Raw genomic sequence first — 1723 nt, 5'->3', positions numbered from 1 at the left:
CGATCGGCATTGAAAAACAAAATTCGCCCGCACAATCCTATAAATAACCAGCCAAATTGCACATAGGGATAATTGCGACCCAGCCATGAATTAGAGTCAACCTTTGCCAATTCGTAACGTACTTTGCCAGTCTTTTTATTCTCTCGCTTAAACTGCCGCTGCCATCCCAATGCCCGAGGGATTTGAGACAAAAACGACAGGGGACAAATCCGTCGCCATAGCTCATGGCCAAATACCAGCAATATGAAGATGGCGGATGGTACAATAGCTCCCCAGAAGAGGGTTGTTCCTAAGGGATAAGGCTGCTCAGATAAGCATTCTCCCTGCACCTGGATGCAGGTATCCTGAAGCCGCAAAGGGCTCCAAGGATGATCAGGGGTAGTTAGCGCCGAGGTCCAAGGGTCATACAATAGGGAAGCAATGATCAAGAGCCAACCCATCGTTAATACCCAACGAACTCCGTGCATTTGCCGCTCTGGCAGTTGTGCAAACATAGACAAGCCCATCCTCTTCTTTGGTCTTTATCAATTGTGCGACAAAGACCCCTAAGGGCTGCCATTGATTTTCTCTTGGTTAGCTATTATGTCTCTCAGAACTCTATGATGTTCTCCACATGGACGTTCAAAACATCATTGCACAAGGTCGCTTTAAACCAGGAAAAAAGCCATCTCCGTTCCCCCATCCACTCCTCCATTCAGCCATAGTCTTATCATCTATTGCCAGGGGCTCATCACCCTTGTTCCTGCTACCTCAAATAGACGTCTATCCCGGGTGGCAACCGTATGCGATCGCAGCACTATAGCCATCACAGGGAGCGATCGCGTAGGACTGGTCTTCAAGTGCAGCCGCAGCAATCAACACTTGTCCACCTCGGCTCAGAGCTGTACTGCCCCCTCCCATGCCTCCAGACCAGACAGACTAGTACAACATAGACAGCGCGATCGCTCTCTGCGTTTCAAGACATATTCGTCGCCCCCTGCATACCACAGGGCAAAACAGATGAACAAACGATTAACAAACCCCTAAGCTACCCCTAAGCTATCTAGACAGTTTTAATCAAAGCTTAAAGAATTATTATCTCTAGATCTTAATTAAATCAGTCAAAGTCTTACACAATAAAGCTTGTGGGCTTCTTACTTTGCAATCAACTACGTTAACGCAACAGTAGTATGATCATAACCTAACAATGACCTAACCTTAAGTCCCGTGTGGGAAGTGTGGACATTGAGACCTTTGCGCACTCAATCGTTCAGTCAAACTACACGGATTTTGGGTCATGACCTTTACACTCCAACTGCTGCATACGGCCGATCAAGAGGCAGGAATTCCTGCTCTTGAAGATGCCCCTCGCTTTTCTGCCGTCCTCAATGCCCTACGGGATGATGGCTTTGGTGCAGATGGAACCCTCACGCTATCGTCGGGGGATGCCTATATTCCCGGCCCATTTTTCAGCGCTAGCGAAACGCTACTGGGAGCAGTCGGCCGGGCTGATATCCTGATTCAAAATGAACTAGGCTTTCAAGCGATCGCCTTTGGCAACCACGAGTTTGATTTGGGCACCGGTGCGATTCAAAATCTGCTATCACCAGCCACCGTTGACATTGATGGCGAAACCATCAACTACCCTGGCGCGCTGTTCCCTTATCTCAGCAGCAACCTAGATTTCACCAACGACGCCAATCTCTCTGGCCTGGTGGTTGCCGATGGCGCAGCACCCCAGCCC

At 49.0% G+C, this 1723-nt stretch carries 3 protein-coding genes; 1 reads left to right on the top strand and 2 read right to left on the bottom strand.

Annotation, left to right across the window (positions count from 1 at the left end; translation table 11 throughout):
• Together V6D20_20230 and V6D20_20225 are read right to left on the bottom strand one after the other, a co-directional pair.
• Window positions 1-494 (bottom strand): hypothetical protein (locus tag V6D20_20230; protein HEY9818107.1); only part of this gene is annotated, 494 nt, incomplete at its 3' end.
• Between the two features lie 268 nt (window positions 495-762).
• Window positions 763-900 carry a hypothetical protein gene (locus V6D20_20225; GenBank protein ID HEY9818106.1) on the bottom strand — a complete coding sequence of 46 codons (138 nt, stop codon included), beginning with the start codon at window positions 898-900 and terminating at the stop codon, window positions 763-765.
• A gap of 376 nt (window positions 901-1276) precedes the next feature.
• Here V6D20_20225 and V6D20_20220 point away from each other — a divergent pair.
• A partial coding sequence (locus V6D20_20220) for a hypothetical protein (protein ID HEY9818105.1) occupies window positions 1277-1723 on the top strand: 447 nt, incomplete at its 3' end.

It is taken from the genome of Candidatus Obscuribacterales bacterium (assembly GCA_036703605.1).
Lineage (GTDB): Bacteria > Cyanobacteriota > Cyanobacteriia > RECH01 > RECH01 > RECH01.
This window is presented reverse-complemented; position numbering and strand designations above follow the sequence as displayed.